Annotated in this window: 20 protein-coding genes; 9 read left to right on the top strand and 11 right to left on the bottom strand. The window is 69.0% G+C overall.

Features of this window, described 5'->3' with window-relative positions:
• The first annotated feature begins 11 nt into the window (after positions 1 to 11).
• Positions 12 to 812 (top strand): helix-turn-helix transcriptional regulator, encoded by an 801-nt coding sequence (locus KU887_RS18760; RefSeq protein ID WP_006482848.1) that lies wholly within the window; start codon positions 12 to 14, stop codon positions 810 to 812.
• Between the two features lie 24 nt (positions 813 to 836).
• On the opposite strand, the gene KU887_RS18755 is transcribed toward KU887_RS18760, so the two are convergent.
• Entirely contained in the window at positions 837 to 1214 is a 378-nt protein-coding gene (locus KU887_RS18755; RefSeq protein ID WP_006482852.1) for a nuclear transport factor 2 family protein, read from the bottom strand.
• Positions 1215 to 1590: 376 nt separating this feature from the next.
• Here KU887_RS18755 and KU887_RS18750 point away from each other — a divergent pair, with 376 nt between their 5' ends.
• The 4 genes from KU887_RS18750 to KU887_RS18735 all read left to right on the top strand — a co-directional run bounded on the left by KU887_RS18750 (position 1591) and on the right by KU887_RS18735 (position 5299).
• Positions 1591 to 2475 (top strand): LysR family transcriptional regulator, encoded by an 885-nt coding sequence (locus KU887_RS18750; protein WP_058903089.1) that lies wholly within the window; start codon positions 1591 to 1593, stop codon positions 2473 to 2475.
• Between the two features lie 173 nt (positions 2476 to 2648).
• Positions 2649 to 3581 (top strand): AEC family transporter, encoded by a 933-nt coding sequence (locus KU887_RS18745; RefSeq protein ID WP_196222401.1) that lies wholly within the window; start codon positions 2649 to 2651, stop codon positions 3579 to 3581.
• A 127-nt stretch (positions 3582 to 3708) separates the two neighbouring features.
• Positions 3709 to 4641 carry a DMT family transporter gene (locus KU887_RS18740; protein ID WP_012493316.1) on the top strand — a complete coding sequence of 311 codons (933 nt, stop codon included), beginning with the start codon at positions 3709 to 3711 and terminating at the stop codon, positions 4639 to 4641.
• A 283-nt stretch (positions 4642 to 4924) separates the two neighbouring features.
• Complete coding sequence (locus KU887_RS18735) at positions 4925 to 5299, top strand: hypothetical protein (protein ID WP_006479101.1); 375 nt, start codon at positions 4925 to 4927, stop codon at positions 5297 to 5299.
• A 128-nt stretch (positions 5300 to 5427) separates the two neighbouring features.
• Here KU887_RS18735 and KU887_RS18730 read toward each other — a convergent pair whose 3' ends face one another.
• Positions 5428 to 6945 carry a CoA-acylating methylmalonate-semialdehyde dehydrogenase gene (locus tag KU887_RS18730; protein WP_006482837.1) on the bottom strand — a complete coding sequence of 506 codons (1518 nt, stop codon included), beginning with the start codon at positions 6943 to 6945 and terminating at the stop codon, positions 5428 to 5430.
• A gap of 49 nt (positions 6946 to 6994) precedes the next feature.
• Positions 6995 to 8350 carry an aspartate aminotransferase family protein gene (locus KU887_RS18725; protein WP_012493315.1) on the bottom strand — a complete coding sequence of 452 codons (1356 nt, stop codon included), beginning with the start codon at positions 8348 to 8350 and terminating at the stop codon, positions 6995 to 6997.
• A 105-nt stretch (positions 8351 to 8455) separates the two neighbouring features.
• Here KU887_RS18725 and KU887_RS18720 point away from each other — a divergent pair, with 105 nt between their 5' ends.
• Complete coding sequence (locus KU887_RS18720; RefSeq protein WP_006494919.1) at positions 8456 to 9406, top strand: LysR family transcriptional regulator; 951 nt, start codon at positions 8456 to 8458, stop codon at positions 9404 to 9406.
• A gap of 18 nt (positions 9407 to 9424) precedes the next feature.
• Here KU887_RS18720 and KU887_RS18715 read toward each other — a convergent pair whose 3' ends face one another.
• The 3 genes from KU887_RS18715 to KU887_RS18705 are packed head-to-tail and all read right to left on the bottom strand — an operon-like array spanning position 9425 to position 11524.
• Entirely contained in the window at positions 9425 to 10666 is a 1242-nt protein-coding gene (locus KU887_RS18715) for an MFS transporter (RefSeq protein ID WP_048985517.1), read from the bottom strand.
• A complete protein-coding gene (locus KU887_RS18710; protein ID WP_006482655.1) occupies positions 10663 to 10998 on the bottom strand; it encodes a hypothetical protein in 336 nt (111 codons plus the stop codon). The genes KU887_RS18715 and KU887_RS18710 overlap by 4 nt, the downstream gene beginning before the upstream one ends.
• Positions 10999 to 11035: 37 nt before the next feature.
• Positions 11036 to 11524 (bottom strand): MarR family winged helix-turn-helix transcriptional regulator, encoded by a 489-nt coding sequence (locus KU887_RS18705; protein ID WP_249189473.1) that lies wholly within the window; start codon positions 11522 to 11524, stop codon positions 11036 to 11038.
• Between the two features lie 153 nt (positions 11525 to 11677).
• Between KU887_RS18705 and KU887_RS18700 the strand changes: the two genes are divergently transcribed.
• Positions 11678 to 12169: a 2,4'-dihydroxyacetophenone dioxygenase family protein gene (locus tag KU887_RS18700; protein WP_034202382.1), complete on the top strand. Its 492-nt coding sequence runs from the start codon at positions 11678 to 11680 to the stop codon at positions 12167 to 12169.
• A 108-nt stretch (positions 12170 to 12277) separates the two neighbouring features.
• On the opposite strand, the gene KU887_RS18695 is transcribed toward KU887_RS18700, so the two are convergent.
• Positions 12278 to 13426, bottom strand: coding sequence for an epoxide hydrolase family protein (locus tag KU887_RS18695; RefSeq protein ID WP_060265994.1), 1149 nt, complete (start codon positions 13424 to 13426; stop codon positions 12278 to 12280).
• Positions 13427 to 13504: 78 nt separating this feature from the next.
• Positions 13505 to 14464 (bottom strand): GlxA family transcriptional regulator, encoded by a 960-nt coding sequence (locus KU887_RS18690; RefSeq protein WP_060265990.1) that lies wholly within the window; start codon positions 14462 to 14464, stop codon positions 13505 to 13507.
• A 132-nt stretch (positions 14465 to 14596) separates the two neighbouring features.
• On the opposite strand from KU887_RS18690, the gene KU887_RS18685 reads away from it, so the two are divergent.
• Positions 14597 to 15397 (top strand): SDR family oxidoreductase, encoded by an 801-nt coding sequence (locus KU887_RS18685; protein ID WP_006494925.1) that lies wholly within the window; start codon positions 14597 to 14599, stop codon positions 15395 to 15397.
• On the opposite strand, the gene KU887_RS18680 is transcribed toward KU887_RS18685, so the two are convergent.
• The 3 genes from KU887_RS18680 to KU887_RS18670 form a co-directional block, all read right to left on the bottom strand.
• Positions 15379 to 16743 carry an MFS transporter gene (locus KU887_RS18680; protein WP_060265986.1) on the bottom strand — a complete coding sequence of 455 codons (1365 nt, stop codon included), beginning with the start codon at positions 16741 to 16743 and terminating at the stop codon, positions 15379 to 15381. The genes KU887_RS18685 and KU887_RS18680 overlap by 19 nt on opposite strands.
• A 94-nt stretch (positions 16744 to 16837) precedes the next feature.
• On the bottom strand, positions 16838 to 18190 hold the full coding sequence (locus KU887_RS18675) for an MFS transporter (protein ID WP_034202385.1): 1353 nt from the start codon (positions 18188 to 18190) through the stop codon (positions 16838 to 16840).
• 186 nt (positions 18191 to 18376) lie between these two features.
• The gene (locus KU887_RS18670; protein WP_006482658.1) at positions 18377 to 19336 is read right to left on the bottom strand and encodes an MBL fold metallo-hydrolase; all 960 of its coding nucleotides are present in this window, start codon (positions 19334 to 19336) and stop codon (positions 18377 to 18379) included.
• Positions 19337 to 19513: 177 nt separating this feature from the next.
• On the opposite strand from KU887_RS18670, the gene KU887_RS18665 reads away from it, so the two are divergent.
• A complete protein-coding gene (locus tag KU887_RS18665) occupies positions 19514 to 21169 on the top strand; it encodes an IclR family transcriptional regulator (RefSeq protein WP_258257110.1) in 1656 nt (551 codons plus the stop codon).
• Positions 21170 to 21200: the final 31 nt, after the last annotated feature.

Raw genomic sequence — 21200 nt, 5'->3', positions numbered from 1 at the left:
CCGGTGGTGGTATGGATCGTCTCTTTTCGGAAATCGCAATGCACCAGGCGCTTGGCCGCGCAATCGATCATCTCGGCCAGCCGCGCTTCTGGCGGTTCCTGGTGCTGCTGCTCAATGAAATGGTGCCGTTCGACAACGCGCTCGCGACCGCGGTCGGCAGCGACGGCGTGCCGCTCGTGCTCGACGAATACGACACCGGCGGCACCGACAGCGCGTCGCCCGTGCCGCTCTACCTGAACGGCGTCTATCTGCTCGATCCGTTCCTGCAGGCCGCGCACGACGGGCTCGCCGACGGTTGCTACCGGCTCGAGGAAGTCGCGCCCGACCTGTTCCGGCAGAGCGAGTATTTCCTCAGCTATTTCCGCGACGCGGTCGGCGACGACGAGATCCAGATTCTCGTGCGGCCGAATGCCGACACGCTGCTGTCGCTGTCGCTCGGTGCGTCGACGCGCTTCGACGTCGAGCCGCTCGGCAAGCTGACGGCCGCGATGCCGTGGGTGCTCGCGGCGATCCGGCAGCACTGGCGGCTGGTGGGCGACGCCGCGCGCGTGATGCCCGACGCCGATCTCGGCGCACGTGTCGAGCAGGCGCTCGCGCGCTTCGGCGCGGGCGTGCTGACCGACCGCGAGATGTCGATCGCACGCATGGTGCTGCGCGGCAATTCGTCGAAGGCGATCGCCGAGCGGCTCGCGATTTCACCGGAAACGGTGAAGGTGCATCGACGGCATGTGTATGCAAAGCTCGGAATTTCGTCGCAACCGGAGCTGTTTTCACGGTTCATCCAGGCGCTGGGCGAGGACGCGGCGGGATGAGTGCGCCGATGCACGCGACTGCCTTCACCCGCCCGCCTCGATGAATCCGCCATCGGGTGCCTGGTGCGGCACGTACCAGCCGAAATACACCTCGGCCTCGACGATCCGGCCGTCGCGTACGCGCAATCGCTCGGCGTTGCGAAACCGCCGTCCGGCGGTCGTGACGGCTTCGTATACGACGAACACGTATTCGCCATGCACCGCCACGTCGACGAACTCGAAGCCTGCGAGCATCGCGCTGTTCGGCCAGCAGCGCGCCAGATACGCGTCGCGGTCGAGCCGGTTGTCGAGCGGGCTCGTGAAATGGAAGTCCGGCGCGATCAGCGCTTCGATCGCGTCGCGGTTCTTGTCGACATACGCGCGATAGCTCGCACGCGCGACTTCACCGGGATCGTCTGGCATCGTCGTTACCTCCGCGAAGGATCGGGGTGACCGCAACGGCTCGCGCCGCCCCGGCGCATCGATGAAACGGACACGGGCGGCACGCACGGCCACGGCCGCTCGCGCGTGCGCGGACCGGCGTGCATGTCCGGCGCGACGGCATGCATGAGAAAGCACGCACCGGCCGATCCGCCGGTCCCGCACCGCGCCTGTCGGCGCAGGCCGGGGTGCGCGTCGGTTGCCCGTTTCCGCACGCACGGGCATGATGTCCGCCAGCGTGCCGGCGCCAGCCGTCCGCTTCGGCGGCCGTCGATACCGACCGGCATGCCGCCACTGCGCTACCCGGCATCGTCGAGCAATCCGCGTGCCGGCCCCGTTCGCCCATCTCACCGAGCCCATGTCACTCCGCGCCTTCAGAACGCTCGTCGCCATCGCCCGCTACCGGACCTTCGCGCGCGCCGGCGAAGCCATCGGCCTCACCCAATCGGCGGTGAGCCTGCAGATCAAGACGCTCGAAAGCGAATACAACGTGCAGTTGTTCGACCGTTCGCGCCGGCAGCCGGTGCTCACCGAAGCCGGCAACATCCTGCTCGCGCAGGCCGAGCAGGTGCTCGCGATGGTCGACCGGATTCCCGATGCGCTCAGCGACGAGAAGAAGCTGGTCGGCCGGCTGCGGATCGGCGCGATCCAGACCGCGTTGTCCGGCCCGCTGCCCGACGCGCTGCTCGCGCTGCGTGCCGCGCATCCGTCGTTGCGCGTGCACGTGTCGGCCGGCATGTCGGTGGAACTCGCGAACCGCGTCGCGGCCGGCGAGCTCGACGCGGCGATCACGACGCGCCCGGTGCGCCCGCATCCGGCGGAACTGACGTGGACCACGCTGTACGAGGATCGGTTCTGGCTGCTCGCGCCGCCCGGTCATGCGGAACGCGACGCGGGCGCGCTGCTCGATGCGCTGCCGTTCATTCGCTTCGACGCGCAGGCGTGGGCCGGCCGGATGATCGCCGCCGAGCTGCGCCGCATCGGCGTGCGGGTGCGCGAGGAGATGGTGCTGGACAGCGCGGAAACGATCGCGCGCATGGTGGCGCGCGGGCTCGGTGCGGCGATCGTCGCGCTCCCCGACGCAACGCTTGCGCGTCTGCCGCCGGTCACGCGCTTGCCGTTCGGCCGGCCGCAGATGGGCCGCGCGGTCGTCCTGCTCGAACACCAGTCGCGTCCGGCCGAACGTTTCGCCCGCGCGCTGGCCGCCGAAGTGACCGCGTCATCGATGAGAATTTCTCATTGAACACCCGATAATTCACCATTATTCCTGTTGCTTGCGCGTGTTAACTTGGCGGCATCGTCACTCTTTCGATTGCATGTCGCCATGTCGTCCGCCGGATGGATTCCCGCGTCGTTCCGCTGCGTTGCCTGCCGGCCGCGCCGGCGCTCCGGCACGACCCGCATGAAGGCGCGCCGATGATCGGCCCGATCCTGCTCGCGCTCGCGCCGGTCGCGCTGCTGGTCGCGTTCGGCCATGGCCTGCGGCGCACCGGCTTCATCGCCGCAGCGTTCTGGCCGCACGCCGAGCGGCTCTGCTACTACGTGCTGCTGCCCGCGCTGTTCGCGGACGGCCTCGCGAATGCGCGGCTGCAATCGTTGCCCGTTTTACCGCTCGCGGCGGCGCTGGTCGGTTCGACCGCATTCGCCGCGGCGCTTCTTCTGCTGGTCCGCCGGTTCGTGCGGGTCGACGGCGCCGGCTTCACGTCGGTGTTCCAGGGCGCCGTGCGTTTCAACAACTATGTCGGCACCGCGCTCGCCGCCGGGCTGTTCGGTGCGAAGGGCATTGCACTCGCGGCCGTCTGCGTCGCGGCGATCGTGCCGACCGTCAACCTGATGTGCGTGCTGGTCTTCGCGCGCTACGGCGACACGCGGCTCGGCGCGGCGGCGCTCGTGCGTCAGATCCTGTCGAATCCGCTCGTCGTCGCCTGCGCGCTCGGGATGGCGATGCAGGCCGGCGGCGTGGCGTTTCCGGCCGCCGTCGAGCCGGCCGTGCGGGCGCTCGGCGCCGCGTCGATGCCGCTCGGCCTGCTGTGCGTGGGCGCGGCGCTGACATTCGATGCGGCCCGCGCATGGTGGCAGCCGGTGTGCGTCGCATCGGCGTTCAAATTCGTGGCGATGCCGCTCATCACGCTTGCGGCCGGCCGGCTGTTCGGGCTCGGCGATGCGGCGCTGACCGTCGCGCTGCTGTTCCAGGCGCTGCCGACCTCGTCGGCGTCGTACATCATGGCGCGCCAGCTCGGCGGCGACGCGCCGCTGATGGCCGGCATCACCGCGTTCCAGACGATCGCCGCCGCGCTCGCGATGCCGGCCGTGCTCACCGCGCTCGCGTCGGCGCCCGCGTTTCGCTGACGACGCCCGCCCAGCCCCCTTCCCTGAATCGGCCCGCAGGCCGGCCATCGCGCGGTTCGGCATCGTTTAGCCGCGCGCGGCCACGCACGCCTCGCGGCACACGCTTCCTTTCGAGATTGCACGCCACATGAATGCTCCCGCCCCGCCCGCCAGCGTCGTCGCCCCCCGGCCGCACGCGGCCATCTACGTGAAGCTCACGCTCGTCGCGCTGTTCTGGGGCGGCACGTTCATCGCAGGCCGGATCCTCGCCGCGACGATGTCCGCGACCTCGGCGGCCACCGGACGCTTCGCGATCGCCGCGCTGCTGCTGGTCGTGCTGACCTGGCAGGTCGAAGGCGGGCTGCCGACACTCAGCGGACGCCAGATCGTGACGACGTTCGGCCTCGGCGCGACCGGCATCTTCCTGTACAACGTGTGTTTTTTCGCGGCGCTCGCGCGGATGCCGGCCGGGCGCACCGCGCTGTTCGTCGCACTGAATCCGGTCGCCACCGCCGTGCTGCTGTCGGTCGTCGTGCGCGAACGCCTGTCGCTGTCGCGCTGGGCCGGCATCGCGGTCGCGCTGTGCGGCGCGCTGGTCGTGATCAGCCGCGGCGATTGGCTGCGCGTGCTGACCGATCTCGGCAATACGTTCGGCGCCGGCGAACGCTTCATGCTGTGCGCGGTGCTGAGCTGGGCCGCCTACACCGTGATCGGCCGGCGCGCGCTCGACGGGCTGTCGCCGCTCGCGGCCACCACGTACGCGGCGCTCTGGGGCCTCGCGCTGCTGCTCGTCACGCACCTGTTCGACGCGACGGCGACTGGCGGCACGCCGCTGACGTGGCAGGCCGTCGCATCGATGCTCTATCTCGGCGCCGTCGGCACGGTGATCGCGTTCGTCTGGTATTCGCAGGGCATCCGCCTCCTCGGGCCGGCCCGCGCGGCCGTGTTCACCAACCTGGTGCCGGTGTTCGGCGTGCTGCTGTCGGTCGTGCTGCTCGGCGAGCCGCTGTCGCCGTCGATGCTGGCCGGCGGCGCACTCGTGATCGCGGGCGTCGCACTGACCAATCGCGCGAACCGCTGATGCGTCGGCGTGCGCCGCGTTCGGGGACGGATGCCGAATACCGGATGCAGGCGCCCGCCATGCCGTTGCGTGCTGCATACGTCGGGCCGATACGCCCCCCGATCTTCTCGCAGCCCCGCCAAAAACCGCCTATCGTGAATGAAGCGCCCCCGTTTGCCGCCGTTCGACCGTGCGTCGCCCGCCGCGGCAACGGCCTTGCGTTCCGGCGCCATTCACCGCGGTCGTCGCGCACGCTCGCCCGTGCACGCGATCGCGCCCGCCCACCGACTACCAGGAGGCACACATGAAAGCTGCGCTGCTCGTCAGCTCCGTCCTGCTCGCCATGGCGTCCGCCTCGGCCTCGGCCCAAGGTTCGATCACGAAAGTCGAGAACGGCGCGCTCGTCGCCGCCAACGGCATGACCGTCTACGCATTCGACAAGGACAAGCCCAACGCCGGCACCAGCGCCTGTACAGGCCCATGCGAAACCCTGTGGCCACCCTACAAGGCCAGCGCGACCGACGTACCGGTCGGGCCCTACACGATCGTCAAGCGCGACGACGGCAGCCCGCAATGGGCGTACAAGGGCAAGCCGCTGTACTTCTTCTCGAAGGACATGAAACAGGGCGAGCGCAACGGCGACAACTTCAAGAACGTGTGGCACGTGGTCGCGCCGTAAGCCTTCTTTCGCCGCCTTCCGCGCATTTCGCGAGGACGTAAAAAAGCCCGCCCCCGATCGTCGATCGGGGCGGGCTCCGGCCGCTTCGCACGTCGCACCGGCCGCATGCAGCCGGTGCGCGCGTGGGCTCAGCGGCTCGACGGGAAGCTGAACACCGTCCCCTCGCGCACGCCGGCCGACGGCCAGCGTTGCGTGATCGTCTTGCGCTTCGTGTAGAACCGCACGGCGTCCGGACCATAGGCATGCAGGTCGCCGAACAGCGAACGCTTCCAGCCGCCGAACGAGTGGTATGCGACCGGCACCGGCAGCGGCACGTTGATGCCGACCATGCCGATCTGGATGTTGTCGCCGAAATAGCGCGCAGCCTCGCCGTCGCGCGTGAACAGGCACGTGCCGTTGCCGTACTCGTGCGCATCGATCAGCGCCATCGCCTCGTCGAGCGACTTCAGGCGGATCACGCCGAGCACCGGCCCGAAGATCTCGTGCTGGTAGATCGGCATGCCGGGCTTCACGTTGTCGAACAGGCACGGGCCGAGGTAGTAGCCGCCGTCATGGCCGTCGACCTTCACGCCGCGACCGTCGACGACGAGCGTCGCGCCGGCTGCCACGCCCGCTTCGACGAAACCCGTCACCTTCTCGAAATGCTGCTTCGTGACGAGCGGGCCCATGTCGACGCCCGCGCCGCTGCCCGGGCCGACCTTCATCTTCTCGATCTCGGCCTTCAACCCCGCGACGACCTTGTCGCCCGTTTCGTCGCCGATCGCGACGACGAGCGGAATCGCCATGCAGCGCTCGCCGCACGAGCCGTACGCGGCGCCCATCAGCGCGTTCACCGCATTGCCGATGTCCGCATCCGGCATCACGACCGCGAAGTTCTTCGCGCCGCCGAGCGCCTGCACGCGCTTGCCGTGCGCGCAGCCGGTCGAGTAGATGTATTCGGCGATCGGCGTCGAGCCGACGAAGCTCACGGCCTTCACGCGCGGATCGGTCAGGATCGTGTCGACCGCTTCCTTGTCGCCATTCACGACGTTCAGCACGCCCGGCGGCAGGCCGGCCTCGAGCGCGAGCTCGGCCATGCGCAGCGTGGACGACGGCGTACGCTCGGACGGCTTCAGCACGAACGTGTTGCCGCAGGCGACGGCCATCGGCCACATCCACAGCGGCACCATCACCGGGAAGTTGAACGGCGTGATGCCGGCCGCGACGCCCAGCGCCTGGAACTCGCTCCACGAATCGATCGCGGGGCCGACGTTCTTGCTGTGCTCGCCTTTCAGCAACTCGGGCACGTAGGTCGCGTATTCGACGTTCTCGATCCCGCGCTGCAGTTCGCCCATCGCATCGGCGAGCACCTTGCCGTGCTCGGCCGTGATCAGCGCGCACAGCTCGTCGGCGTGTTCCTCGAGCAGCGTCTTGAAGCGGCTCATCACGCGGGCACGCTTCAGCGGCGGCGTGTTGCGCCACGCCGGGAACGCGGCCTGCGCGGACGCGATCGCGGCTTCGACGGTCAGCTTGTCGGCGAGCGCGACGCTCTTGTGCGATTCGCCGGTGGCCGGGTCGAACACCGGCTGGACGCGGCTGCCGCCGTCGACGCGCTTGCCGTCGATCAGGTGGCCGACGGTGGAAGTCACATTGCTGTCGTGTTTCATGTTTCGGGCTCTTTCGTGAATTCGGTTATCGCTGCGGGCAAGCGGTGGCTCAGTCCACTTCGTTCAGTGCGTCGGACAGCGCGTTGACCAGGTTGTCGATCTCGCGCTTCTCGGCGATGAACGGCGGCGCGAGCTGGATCGTGTCGCCGCCGTAACGCACGTAGAAGCCCTTCGCCCAGCAGCGCATCGCGATCTCGTACGGGCGCCGTGCCGGCTCGCCCGGCAGCGCGGCGATCGTCAGGCCAGCCGCCAGCCCGTAGTTGCGGATGTCCGCGATGTGGCGCTGGCCCTTCAGCCCGTGCACGGCCGCCTCGAAATGCGGCGCGAGATCGCGCACGCGGGCCACCGCGTCTTCCTTCACCAGCAGGTCGAGCGCCGCGACGCCGGCCGCGCACGCGACCGGATGCGCCGAATACGTGTAGCCGTGCGGGAACTCGAGCATGTACTCGGGGCCGCCCGCGGCCATGAACGTGTCGTAGATTTCCTTCGTCGCGATCACGCCGCCGAGCGGCTGCACGCCGTTCGTCACCTGCTTCGCGAAGTTCATGATGTCCGGCACCACGCCGAATGCGTCGGCGCCCGTCATCGCGCCGGCGCGGCCGAAGCCCGTGATGACCTCGTCGAAGATCAGCAGGATGTCGTGCGCGGTACAGATGTCGCGCAGGCGCTTCAGATAGCCCTTCGGCGGCACGACCACGCCCGCCGAACCGGAGAACGGCTCGACGATCACGGCCGCGATGTTCGACGCGTCGTGCAGCGCGATCAGCTCGAGCAGGCGGTCGGCCAGCTCGGCGCCGTGCTCGGGCATGCCGCGCGAGAACCTGTTCTCGGCCAGTTGCGTATGCGGCAGGAAATCGGCATCGAGGCCCTGACCGAACAGCTTGCGGTTCGGTCCGATCCCGCCGACCGAGATGCCGCCGAAGTTCACGCCGTGATACCCCTTCTCGCGACCGATCAGGCGCGTTTTCGTGCCCTTGCCCTTTGCGCGCCAGTACGCGCGGGCGAGCTTCAGCGACGTGTCGGCCGCTTCCGAGCCCGAACCCGTGAAGAATACGTAGTCGAGGCCGGCCGGCGTCAGCTCCTTGATCTTGTTGGCAAGTTCGAACGATTTCGGATGGCCGAACTGGAAGGCCGGCGCGTAGTCGAGCTGCGCGACCTGGCGGCTCACGGCCTCGACGATTTCCGTGCGGCCGTGACCGAGGCCCGTGCACCAGAGGCCCGACAGGCCGTCGAAGATCTTGCGGCCTTCGGCGTCGGTGTAATACGCGCCCTTGCCGGACACGATCATGCGCGGATCGGCCTTGAACTGACGGTTGGCCGTGAACGGCATCCAGTGCGCATCGAGCCAGGCGGCGTCGGTGCGGAGGTTCGTGTCGTCGTGCTGGGCGGTGGTGATGTCGGTCATGTCGGTCGGCGCGGCGCGCCCCTCCTCCTTGTGATGATGTTGCACATTGTCGGGACGCCAATTAGTCTTTTGAATATCGCAATATCAATGTTCACTTGCTCAACTATGCAAGCAAAGAAACCGAAGAGCCGCGCGCTGCTCGGGCAGCTCAGCGACATGGATCTCCGTTTGCTGCGGGTCTTCAAGGGCGTCGTGCAGTGCGGCGGGATGGCGGCGGCCGAACTGGAACTGAATATCGGCATCTCGACGATCAGCCGGCACGTGAAGGATCTGGAAACGCGGCTCGGCCTCGTGCTGTGCCGGCGCGGCCGCGCGGGCTTCACGCTGACGCCCGAGGGGCAGACGGTGTACGAGGAAACGCTGCGGCTGCTCGCGTCGATGGAAGCATTTCGCAGCAGGATCGACGGCATTCACGACCGGATGGGCGGAGAACTGCACATCGCGGTATTCGACAAGACGGCCACCAACGCGAATGCCCGCCTCGGCGACGCGATCCGCCAGTTCGCCGACGAAGCGCCCGACGTCGCGCTGAACCTGCACGTCGCGTCAATCAACGAGGTCGAGCGCGGGATCATCGACGGCAGTTACCAGGTCGGGATCATTCCCGTGCACCGCAACTCGGGCAGCCTCGTGTATTCGGAGCTGTTCGACGAACGGATGCTGCTCTACTGCGGCCGCCAGCATCCGCTGTTCGATGCGCCGCACGGCAAGCTTACGTGGACGACGATCCGCAACCACGCGTTCGCCGGGCTGGGTTTCCATTCGCCGAACATGGAGCTGAGCCATCGCGCGAAGCTCACCCGCAGCGCGACCGCGTCGGACCAGGAATCGATCGCAACGCTGATTCTGTCGGGCCGCTATCTCGGCTTCCTGCCCGATCACTATGCGGAGAGTTTCGAAAACAAGGGGCTGATGCAGCCGATCGCGCCGCACCGGTTCAATTACCGTTGCCGGTTCGTGAGCCTGCTGCGGCGCTCGCCGCGGCCGTCGCGGGCGGCGCTGCTGTTCCAGTCGTGCCTCGACGCCGCGCATGCGGCGGCACGGCCGGCGGCGTAGCGGCGGCTTGCGGTCCGGTCAGGCGGCGTCGCCGCCCGTACGCGGCTGTGCCCGCTTGCGCGCGACGAAATGGGTCGCGACGAGCGCGGCCGCAAAGCCGGACGCCGCGCCGACGCCGAGCGCCCAGCGCGGGCCGAGATGGTTTGCCACCCAGCCGGCCACCGGCGCGCCGATCGGCGTGCCGCCCAACGCGACCGCGAGGCGCAGCGCCATCACGCGGCCGCGCATCGCCGGCTCGGTGGACAGCTGCATCAGGCTGTTGGTCGAGTTCATGAAGGTGATCGCGGCGATGCCCGTCAGCACCAGCGCCGCGGCGAACGACCAGTAGCCGGGCGCCAGCGCGGCGAACGTGCAGCCGAGCCCGAACAGCGTCGCGCCGATCCACAGATGACGAAACCGCGGCTGCTCGCGGCGCGCGGCGAGCAGCGCGCCCGAGATCGTGCCGACCGCCATCATCGACGACAGGAACCCGAACCCGCGCGCATCGACGTGAAACACGCTGGCGGCCATCGTCGAAATGAACAGCTGGAAATTGAGCCCGAACGTGCCGATCAGGAACAGCATCACGAGGATCGCCGTCAGGTCCGGGCGGCGCCACACGTAGCGGAACCCGTCGAGCAGGCTGCTGCGCGCGCGATCCGCCCGCACGTTCGCGCGCAGTTCGTCCTCCCGCAGCCGCGACAGCGACGCCAGCACCGCGAAGAAGCTGAGCCCGTTCGCGAGGAACGCCCAGCCGGTGCCGACCGATGCGATCAGGAACCCGGCCGCCGCCGGGCCGACCATCCGCGCGGCATTGAACGACGTCGAATTGAGCGCGACCGCGTTCGCGAGCTCGCGGTCGCCAACCAGTTCCGCGACGAAGGTCTGCCGCACCGGCGCGTCGAACGCCGACGCGCAGCCGAACAGGAACGCGAACACATACACGTGCTCGAGCCGCACGGCGCCGGTGACCGTCAGCACGCCGAGCACGAGCGCCAGCGCGCCCATCAGCGCCTGCGTCGCCATCAGCAGCTTGCGCTGGTCGAACCGGTCGGCCGCGTAGCCGGTCCACGGCAACAGCAGCAGTTGCGGCCCGAACTGCAGCGCCATCACCGTGCCGACCGCCGAGGCATCGTGATGCGTGAGTTGCGTGAGGACGAGCCAGTCCTGCGCGGTGCGCTGGATCCACGTGCCGATGTTCGACACCAGCGAGCCGATCGCCCACACGCGATAGTTGAAACTGCGAAGCGAGCGAAATACGCCCGCGGCCGGCACGCTCATGGCCGCTCCCGGTCCGGCTCGTTGCCGCCGTGCAGCGCGCCGAAGCGCCGCGCGAGGAACAGGCCGAGCACCAGGATGCCGAGGCCGAGCGCCGCGGCGTCGGCCGTGCGCTTCAGGTCGAAATCGCCGACCCGGCACACGAGCGCATACGCGATGACGAGGTTCACGACGCCCCACACCACGTTCACGGTGGACGACGACAGCCCGCGGCCGGGCGGATTCGCGAACGGCGTCTGGAACGGCTCGCCGCGCAGCCCGCTGACGAGATGCGGCACGACGTTCGCGAGAAACGCACCGCCGAAGAAGTACGACACGAGAGGCAGGAAGTTCATGCGCGGATTGTCCTTGCGGCGAGTGGATCGGAGCGGTTCACTGACGCGCCGGGTCCTGGAATTCGGCGAGCCGCTGCAGCAGCTTCACGGCCGCCGCGAGCTCGGCCTGTTCCGCCGCCGACAGTTGCGCGTGCAGCGCGCGGAACAGCCAGTCGTCCTTGGCCGCGCGGTTGGCTTGCAGCACCTTGCGGAAACCAGGCGTGAGCGCGATCAGCGTCTGCCGGCCGTCGCTCGGATCGGGCGCGCCGGCGACCGCGCCGAGCGCCTCGAGCGTCGCGACCGTCACGCGCATCGATTGCGGGCGCACGCTTTCGGCACGCGCAAGCGCCGACACGGTCGCCGGGCCGTCGCGGTCGAGCCGCAGCAACACCGATTTCTGCGAGGACGTGAGGTCGTTCGGATGGGTCTGTTCCCGCAGCCGCCGCATCAGCTTGCCGACCGAGATGCGGAGTTCGCCGGCGAGACCGGCCAGCGGGAGTGGGTCGGGGGGAGACGATGGCGCGTTCATAAATTCAAGATAGCACATCGACAGTCAAACTGTACAGTTTGACTGTATATTTCAGCGTGTAAGGATCGCCCCCGCCGTGCCGGCCTTCGCCGCGGCGCCGCCTCCGTTCGGCCGCGTGATCCGGCTCTGCGATAATGCGGGCTTCTTTCCGTTTCCGCTCCGCCTTCCGCCATGACGCAGCCGTCCGCCCCGCTCTCCACCGACCTGCCGCCGATCTCCTGCCTGCCCGGCGACGCGCTGCCGTGGCTGCCGATGAGCGCCGACCTGCCGGGGCTCGCGATCAAGTACCTGCACATCAATGCGGCCGAGGACACGCTGACCGCGCTGCTGAAGATGCCGGCCGGCGGCACGCTGCCGCGCCATCGTCACGACGGCGAGGTGTTCGTCCATACGCTGCAGGGTGCGTGGCGTTACCGCGAATACGACTGGATCGCGCACGCCGGCTCGACGGTGCTCGAACCGGCCGGCTCGGTGCACACGCCGGAAACCCTCGGCGCGCCGGGCGAGGACGTGATCACGCTGAACGTGATGCGCGGCGACCTCGTGCTGCTCGACGACGACGGCCGCGAAACGGCGCGCGAGAACTGCCGCGTCGCGCTGCTGCGCCAGCGCAAGCATGCGCGTACGGCGCCGGATGCGGCCACGGCGTTCGTCACGCGATAAGACACGCGGCGGCGGCGCGACGCGATTCGCATCGCGCCGGCTCCCGTCACGCCTGAACCGCGCGAGCGCCCTGCGGCCCAGGTTTCCGCCGAGCGGCCTGCCCGCCCGTTACCGGAAACGCCGGAAAAACCGCCGAATATCGTCGGCGAGCAAGTCCGGCTCCTCCAGCGCCGCGAAATGGCCGCCGCTCGGCATGTCGGTCCACTGCACCACGTCGAACACGCGTTCGAGCCAACTGCGCGGCGGACGGCTGATCTCCTTCGGAAAGCGCGCGAAGCCGACGGGCGCCGCCACGCGTTGCCCCGGCGCGAAGCGCATCGGCTGCAGCCGGTTTTCCCAATACATCTGCATCGACGAGCCAATGCAGCCGGTGAACCAGTAGAGCGATATGCCCGTCAGCAGCGTGTCGTGCGAAAACCGCCGCGCGACGTCGCCGTCGCAATCGCTCCACGTGCGGAATTTCTCGGCGATCCAGGCGGCCAGCCCGGCCGGCGAATCGTTGAGCGCGACGGCCAGCGTCTGCGGTTTCGTCGCGTGCACGTGCGCGTATCCGCCTTCCATCGCGACCCAGTCGGTGCGCTGCTTCAGGAATGCCTGCTCGTCGTCGGTCAGCGGCGCGGCCGGGTCGATCGCCGGCTCGTAGCTGCCGGGCAGGTAGTTCAGATGGACACCGTCCACCCTGTCTGCATGTCGCGCGCCGAGCGCCACCGACACGGCCGCGCCGATATCGCCGCCCTGCGCGCCGAAGCGCCGATACCCGAGGCCTGCCATCAACCCGGCCCAGCGATCGGCGACCTGAAACGCCGACATGCCGGGTGCCGCCGGCGCCGGCGAGAACAGGAAACCGGGCAGCGAGGGCACGACCACGTCGAACGCGTCGTCAGGATCGCCGCCGAATGCCGCCGGATCGCACAGCCGATCGAGCAGCGCATCGAATTCGAACACGGAGCCCGGCCAGCCGTGCGTGATGACGAGCGGATAAGGTGTCGGTCCCGCGCCACGCCGATGGATGAAATGCACGCGCTGCCCGTCCACGTCCGCGACGAACTGCGGCAGCCGGTTCAGCGCATGCTCGAGCGCACGCCAGTCGAAGCCCCCGGCCCAGTACGCGACCAGCTCGCGCAGCCATGCGCCGTCCACTCCCTGCTGCCAGGGCTCGGCGGGGGTCAGCGTCGGCAGGCGCGCGTCGCGCAGGCGCCGGCGCAGATCATCGAGCGCTTGATCAGGTATCGCAATGTCGAACGGTACGGCGTGCATCGTGTCTCCTCGCGAAGCATGTCGACGAGATTCTGCGCGCTTTTTCCGACTCGCGCCGGCGGCGGGCGGCCGCGCACGTCAGCCCGTTTCCCGCTCGTCCGCCCGCGCGTCGCGCCGCAGCGCCTGCGGCGGCACGCCGAACCCGCGCACGAACGCCTCGCGCATGTGCCGGCGGTCGCGAAAACCGTTCTCCTGCGCGATCACGTCGAGCGGATGGCGGCTCTGTTCGATCATCAGCCGCGCCGCTTCGAGCCGCAGCCGCTCGATCGCCTTCGCCGGCGACTGTCCGGTTTCGAGCGTAAATATGCGGCTGAACTGGCGCGGACTCAGGTGCACGGCCTCGGCCAGATCCTCGACGGTCAGCGCGCGGCCGAGGTTTTGCCGCGCGTAGTTGAGCGCGTTCTGGATCCGGTCGGATTTCGGCGCGAGATCGAGCATTTCCGAATGCTGCGACTGGCCGCCGGCCCGGCGCTGGTGCATCACCAGCTTGTGCGCGACCGCCCGCGCGGCATCGGCGCCGAGATCCTTTTCCACCATGGCGAGCGCGAGATCGAGCCCGGCCGTCATCCCGGCCGACGTCCAGATCGGGCCGTCGACGATATAGATCCGGTCGTCCTCGACGCGAATCTCCGGGTAATGCCGCTGCATGTCGCGGCCGAACGCCCAGTGCGTGGTCGCGCGACGCTGCGCGAGCAGCCCGGCCTCGGCCAGCACGAACGCCCCCGTGCAGATGCCGGCGATCCGCCGCGCACGCGTATTCGCGCGGCGCAGATAGGCGACGACGCCGGCCGGCGCCGGCGCGGCGAGCGGATCGTTGACGCCCGCGACGATCCACGTGTCGACGCCGATCCGCCCGCGCAGCGCGCGCGTGGCGACCGACAGCCCGAGCGACGAGCGCACGTCGCCGCCGTCGACCGAATAGTTGTCCATCGCGTAGAACGGCTTCTCCAGACCCATGTTCGCGTACTCGAACACCGACTGCGCGGCGAGCGCCATGATCTGGAAGCCGTCGCTGATCAAAAAGCCGATTCGGTGCATGTGCGTCCTCCGGTCCCGTGTCGATCGCTGCGATGTCCGGAATCATACCCATCTACGTCATTTGTGTCGAAGCGCTTCGAGGCCAGAATGCTTTCACGCCATCCGGCCATCCTCATCGAAACGGAGTACATCATGACGCAAGCCCATCGCGGTACCGCCCTCATTACCGGCGCGTCGTCGGGCATCGGCGCCGTCTACGCGGACCGCCTCGCGCGCCGCGGCTACGACCTGATCCTGGTCGCGCGCAGCCGCGAGCGCCTGAGCGCCCTCGCCGAGCGCATCACGAACGACACGCAGCGCAGCGTCGAGATCGTCGACGCGGACCTCAACGACCGCGCGGCGCTCGCCGCCGTCGAAGCCAAGCTGAAACAGGACGCGAGCATCACGCTGCTGGTGAACAACGCGGGCATCGGCACGCATGCGCCGCTGCTCGACAGCGACGTCGACGCGATGACGCGCATGATCGACCTGAACGTGACCGCGCTCACGCGCCTGACCTATGCGGCGGTGCCCGGCTTCGTCGCACGCGGGCGCGGCGCGGTGATCAACATTTCGTCGATCGTCGCGATTTCGCCGGAAACGCTGAACGGCGTGTACGGCGGCAGCAAGGCGTTCGTGCTCGCGTTCAGCCAGTCGCTGCATCACGAGCTCGCCGGCAAGGGCGTGCAGGTGCAGGCCGTGCTGCCCGGCGCGACGGCCACCGATTTCTGGCAGACGGGCGGCCTGCCGCTCGAGCACCTGCCGAAGGAAATCGTGATGACCGCGCAGGACATGGTCGATGCGGCGCTGGTCGGGTTCGAGCGCGGAGAACTCGTCACGATCCCGTCGCTGCACGCGGGCGACGAATGGGACGCATACGAGGCCGCGCGCCGCACGATGGCGCCGCACCTGTCGGCCGATACGCCCGCGCCGCGCTACACCGCGGCGCGCTGATTGCCGGCGGGATCCGCGTCGCGCGGTGCGGCGCGCACGCCCAGCAGCATCGCGACCGCGCACGCGGCCAGCAATCCGGCGATCATCAGCATCGCCGAATCCATGCTGCCGGTGCGCGTGCGGATCACGCCGACGATCCACGGCGTGATCATCCCGCTCGATACGCCGATGCTGCTGATCAGCGCAATGCCGCCTGCCGCACCGGCACCCGCGAAATACGCGGACGGCACGGCCCAGAACACCGGATGCGCGGCGAAGATCAGCATCGCCGCGATCGACAGCAGCGCCATCATCGCGACGATGCTCGGCAGATGCAGCGTCAGCAACGCGAGCGCCACCGCGCCGCCGAACGCGCATGCGGCGAAATGCCGGCGGCGTTCGCGCTTGCGGTCCGAGCGCCGCGCGATCGCGATCAGGCCGGCCGCGCCGATCGCATTCGGCACGATCGACAGCAGGCTGATGTGAACCACGTCGTGAATGCCGAATTCGCGAATCATCAGCGGCATCCAGAACAGCAGCATCAGCAGCGCGGTCGTCAGCGAGAAATAGATGAACGCGAACAGATAGGTGCGCGGCTCGGCCAGCACCTGCCGCAGCGACGAAGCCGCGTGCGCGGGTGCCTCCGCGCGATCGGCGGCGAGGTCGGCCACGAGCCGCCGCCGGTCGTCGTCGGACAGCCAGCGCGCGTGTTCGGGGCGGTCGCACAGCCAGAACCATGCCATCACGCCGAGCACGAGCGCCGGCGCGCCCTCGATCGCGAACATCCATTGCCAGCCGTGCAGACCGAGCACGCCGGACATCCCGCGCATCAGCCAGCCCGACAGCAGTCCACCGACCATCCCGGCCACCGCGACGCCCGCATAGAAGATCGACAGCACCGACGCGCGACGGCGCGCGGGATACCAGTACGTCAGGTAGAACACGACGCCCGGGAAAAAGCCGGCCTCGAAAAGCCCGAGCAGGAAGCGCAGCACGTAGAACTGCCTTGCGCTGTCGACGGTGATCATCGCGACCGACACCGCGCCCCACAGGAACATGATCCGCGCGAACGTGCGTCTTGCGCCGAAGCGGCGCAGCAACGCGTTGCTCGGCACCTCGAACAGCACGTAGCCGACGAAGAACAGCACCGCGCCGAGGCTGTACATCGCGTCGGTGAGGCCGAGATCCTGCCGCATCTGCAACTGCGCGAAGCCGATGTTGCTGCGATCGAGGATCGACACGATGTAGCAGACGAACAGGAACGGCACGATGCGCATGCCGATGCGGCGGTACAGCGCGTCGTGGTCCGATGCATGAGGGCCGGACGCTGCGGCATGCGCGGCGTCTGCCGGGAGAGGGGCTGACATCGATCGTCTCCTCCACGGAAGTCAACAGGGAGCGGGCAGGACGTGCAACGCCGGTCGCCGCCGCCCGCCGACGGCGACCGGCCGAAGCCGACGTTCAGCCGCGCCGCGCGCCCTCGCCCTTCACGCCGAGCATCAGCGCCACGCCGCTCGCCACCAGCAGCGCGGCCAGCAGGTACACGGCGAGATCCATGCTGCCGGTGCGCGTGCGGATCATCCCGATCACCCACGGACTGACGATGCCGCTCGTGATCCCGATGCTGCTGATCAACGCGATCCCGGCCGCGGCGGCATTGCCGGACAGGTAGCGGGTCGGCACGGCCCAGAAGATCGGCAGCGCGGCGAAGATCAGCGTGGCCGCGATCGACAGGCACGCGAGCATCGCCGCGAAGCTGTGCAGGTGCAGCGTCAGCGCCGCGAGCGCGAGGCCGCCGCCGATCGTGCAGCACGCGAAGTGCTTGCGGCGTTCGCCGGTGCGGTCCGAGCGGCGCGCGATCAGCACCAGCCCGACCGCGCCCACCGCATTCGGCACGACCGTGTAGAGGCTCACGGCGACGACGTCGGTCACGCCGAAGTCGCGGATCATCAGCGGCATCCAGAAGTTGAGCGTCAGCGACGCGCAGGTCAGCGAGAAATAGATGAACGCGAACAGATACACGCGCGGATTCGCGAGCGCGGTCATCACGCTGCGGCCGTCGTGCGCATTGCCGTGTGCGCGGCCTTCGGCGCACAGCGCGGCGACGCGCGCCTTTTCGTCGGACGTGAGCCACGGCGCGTCCTGCGGCCGGTCGACGAGCAACGTGAACGCAACGAACGCGAGCAGGATCGCCGGCGCCCCTTCGATCGCGAACATCCATTGCCAGCCGTGCAGCCCGAGCACGCCGCTCATGTCGCGCATGATCCAGCCGGACAACAAGCCGCCGAGCACACCGGCCACCGCGACGCCCGCGAAGAACACCGAGATCGCCGCCGCACGCCGGTTCGCGGGGAACCAGTAGGTCAGGTACAGCACGATGCCGGGGAAGAAGCCGGCCTCGAACACGCCGAGCAGGAAGCGCAGCACGTAGAAATGCGACGGCTGCGACACGAACATCATCCCGGTCGACGCGAGGCCCCACAGCAGCATGATCCGCGTGAACGTGCGGCGCGCGCCGAAGCGCGCGAGCAGCATGTTGCTCGGCACTTCGCAGCACACGTAGCCGACGTAGAACACCGCGGCGCCGAGGCCGTACATCGCATCGCTGAAGCCGAGATCGTGCTTCATCTGCAACTGCGCGAAGCCGATGTTGATGCGGTCGAGAAACGACACGACGTAGCAGAGGAACAGGAACGGGACGATCCGCCACGCGATCTTGCGGAACAGCAACGCGTCGCTGAAGGCGGATGCGGAAGTCGGCGCCGACGCGCTCGCGTGCGCGAGCGTCGCTTCGGCGGGAAGCGATTGGGGCATGTCTCTCTCCAAACGGGCCGCGCGATGTCGAGCGCGCGGCAGTCTCCGAGGGCGTGCATGCGCCCTGCTTTCTTGTGAGACCGGATACGGTTGCCGGCACCGCGGCGCGATGCCGCCGCGACTGCCGCAACCTTCAGGGAAACGGCGAGGCGATCATGTGAGCGCCGCCCCGCCGCCGTGTGCCGCTCAGTCCTGCAGCGCGGCCCACATGTCCTTGTCGCGCTGCGCGGTCCAGATGCGCGGATGCGCGATGCCGCTCGCCTCGTCGAACGCACGCGACACGTCGAACGGCAGACAGTGCTCGTAGATGAACACGTGGCCGAACTTCGGGTCCATCGCTTCGCGCGTGAGCGCCATCGCGGCCTTCAGGTCGAGATTGCGCTCGACGGCCTTGCGGCCCTGCGCGAGCAGCGTCGTGACGAAATCCTTCGTGTAGTCGAGGCCCTTGTTCACTTCCGCCGGATTCAGCAGCGCGGGGCCGCGGCCCGGCACGAGCTTCTCGGCGCCGAGCGCGCGCAGCGCCTCGAGCGTGGCCGGCCACTGTTCGAGCTGCGCGTCGCCGCAATAGCACGCGGCGTCGTATTCGACGAGGTCGCCCGAGAACAGCACCTTCTGCGACGGCAGCCAGACGATCGTGTCGCCCTTCGTGTGGCCCGAGCCGACGTGCATGATCTTCACTTCGAGCTTGCCGAGGAACAGCGTGATCTCGCGCTCGAACACGAGCGTCGGCCAGGTCAGGCCCGGCACCGTCTCGACGCCGGCGAACAGGCGCGGGAAGCGCTCGATCTCCGACTTCATGTCGGCCTCGCCGCGCTCGACGATCATCTCGTACGTGCCGCGGCTCGCGATCACGTGCTGCGCGCCTTCGTCGAAATACGCGGACGCGCCGAGCACGCGCACCGCGTGGTAGTGCGACAGCACCACGTGCTTGATCGGCTTGTCGGTGACGCTGCGGATCTTCGCGATCAGGTCCTGCGCCATCGCGGGCGTCGCGGTCGTGTCGACGATCAGCACGCTGTCGTCGCCGATGATCACGCCCGAGTTCGGGTCGCCTTCGGCTGTGTACGCGTAGGCGTTCTCGGACAGCTTCGTCCAGGTGACTTTCTTCTCTTCCAGATCGGCTTGGGAGGCGAATGCTTTGGCCATTGTGCGTTCCGTGGCTGCGAGCCATGTGTTGAGGGGTGTCAGCGGATCATCTGCTCGCGCCGAATATTTGTCAATGGCAAACGTGCTTGTTATTGTCTAATACGGGTAAACCTGCGGGCTGGCGCGAGAAATGGCGTCGGATACCATGCGGGGTTTCGTCAACGGAAGAATCATCGCGTGCAGAACCACGAAGTCAGCGCGGACGATGCGCCGCCCAAGGCGCAGCGCGGCATCCAGAGTGTCGAGGTCGGCGGCCGGCTGCTCGACGCGCTCGCGCGCCGGCGCAAGCCGCTCGGGCTGTCGGAGCTGGCCGCGGCGGCCGATCTCTCCACCGCTCAGGCGCACACCTATCTCGTGAGCCTGACGCGACTCGCGCTCGTGAAACGCGACGCGCTCACCGGCAACTACGAGCCGGGCCCGCTGTCGCTGCGGCTCGGGTTGATGTCGATCGAGCGCCAGCCGGCCTACCGCGCGACGCTTCCGCACGCGGTGCGGCTCGCGGAAACGGTCGGCCTGAGCGTCGCGCTGTCCGTGCCGGGCGTGCTCGGCCCGACGATCGTGCGCATCGAGCACGGCGGCTATCCGTTGCACGTGAACCTGCACGTCGGTTCGGTGATGTCGCTCGACACGACGGCGACCGGCCGCGTGTTCCGCGCGTTCGGCGACGCCGCGCAACTCGACGCGATGGCGGCCAGCCAGGCCGGCGCGGGCGATACGCTGGCAGGCGCCGAAGGCGCGCCGGTCGCGCCGGACGCCGGTGCGCAACCCGTCGAACTCGACACGATCCGCATGCGCGGCATCGAACGCAGCATCGACCGGCCGAGCCCCGGCGTCAGCGGGATGTGCGTGCCCGTTTTCGATGCGCAGGGGCGCCTGCAACTCGCGTTGACGGTGATCGGTTCGACGGGATCGATCGATGTCGACTGGGACGGCCCGATCGCCGTGGCCTTGCGCGACGCGGCGCGGCAGGCGACCGCGTCGCTCGGCGCCGCAGGTGCGGACCCGGCGCCGGCGTCCGCGCCCGCGCCGGCCGCCGCGCGCGTACCGCCCGCGCTGGCCGACGACGCAAAAGCGCAGCGCGGGATCAATGCGCTCGACAGCACCGGCGAGCTGCTGCTCGCGCTGGTGTCGGCGGGCCGCGCGCTGCCGCTGCGCGATCTCGCGACGGCGGCCGGCATGCCGGCCGCGAAGGCGTTTCCGCATCTGGTCAGCCTGCAGAAGATCGGCCTGCTGAGCCGCGACGACGCCGGCTGCTTCGACGGCGGCCCGCTCGCGCAGGCGCTCGGCCTGATCGCGATGCAGCGCGTGTCGCCGACCCGCGATGCGGAAGCCGAGATCGTCGCGCTCGCCGGCGCGACCGACATGAGCGTGGCCGCCGCGACGCTCGGGCCGCTCGGGCCGACCGTGATCCGGCTCGAAGAATCGGCGCGGCCGCAGCACGTGAGCCTGCAGGTCGGCACCGTGATGTCGCTCGTCAATACGGCGATCGGCCGGATTTTCGCGTCCGGCATGTCCGACGACGTGCTGGCCGACCTGCTCGCCAACGAGCCGGTGCGCCTCGCCGGCGCGCACGCCGCGCCGGACGATGCGGCCTTCCGCGCCCGGCTCGCCGCGATCCGCGCGGACGAACTCGATTTCGCGTTCGACGCGCCGGTGCCCGGCATCGGGACGATCGCCGCGCCCGTATTCGATCACACCGGCAGCATCCGGCTCGTGATCGCGATCATCGGCTCGTCGCGCGGCTTCCCGCGCGGGCCGGACAGCGCGCTGGCGCAAGCGCTGCGGGCCGCGACGCGGCGGCTGTCGTGGCGCTTCGGGTGGATCGGCCGGTAAGCGCACTTTTTTCCTACGCCCGACTTCGTTC

The organism is Burkholderia sp. EMB26 (genome assembly GCF_024730645.1).
In the GTDB taxonomy this organism is placed as follows: Bacteria; Pseudomonadota; Gammaproteobacteria; order Burkholderiales; family Burkholderiaceae; genus Burkholderia; species Burkholderia cenocepacia.
Note: the sequence above shows the minus strand (reverse complement) of the source record. Positions and strands in the feature narration are given on the sequence as shown.